Source organism: Stenotrophomonas sp. HMWF003 (assembly GCF_003061285.1).
In the GTDB taxonomy this organism is placed as follows: Bacteria; Pseudomonadota; Gammaproteobacteria; order Xanthomonadales; family Xanthomonadaceae; genus Stenotrophomonas; species Stenotrophomonas maltophilia_AP.
Genome location: NZ_QAIW01000402.1, coordinates 1 through 416 on the forward strand (window position 1 = coordinate 1; position 416 = coordinate 416).

Sequence of the window (416 nt, forward strand, 5' to 3'; positions counted from 1 at the left end):
GGTGAGGGTGGTGCGGTCCATGCCGAGGGCGTCGGCGAGGTCGCCAAGCTGTCGGGGGGTGGGGGCGCGGCGCAGGATGGAGTAGGCGTTGAGGCTGAGTCCGGCGGGCGCGAGGTGGCTGTCGTAGATCTGCGAGAGCTGGCGCGAGGCGCGGCGCAGGCGGAAGCAGGTGCACGGGCTGGCGGTGGTGGGGTCCATGACGGGGCGCGCTGGGTGGTCTGGCTGGATCATACGTGTATATGCACGTAAAAGGTCAAGTGCCGGAGCCAGGGCAGGAGCCGGAGCCGAAGCCGGAGCTGAAGCCGGAGCTGAAGCCGAAGCCGAAGCCGAAGCCGGAGCCGAAGCCGAAGCCGAAGCCGGGTTTGGCGGTGGCCGGTGGTTGGCGTGAATGGGTGGCGGGTACGCGGTTCCAGGAC

At 69.7% G+C, this 416-nt stretch carries 1 protein-coding gene and 1 pseudogene; one reads left to right on the forward strand and one right to left on the reverse strand.

All coding sequences use genetic code 11. The annotated features are described in order from the left end of the window. Positions 1-198 (reverse strand): annotated as a pseudogene (locus tag DBR34_RS17225) (MarR family winged helix-turn-helix transcriptional regulator); the annotation flags it as partial. A 35-nt stretch (positions 199-233) separates the two neighbouring features. Between DBR34_RS17225 and DBR34_RS21870 the strand changes: the two are divergent. Continuing rightward, on the forward strand, positions 234-416 hold a 183-nt coding region (locus DBR34_RS21870), incomplete at its 3' end, for a hypothetical protein (RefSeq protein ID WP_219928328.1).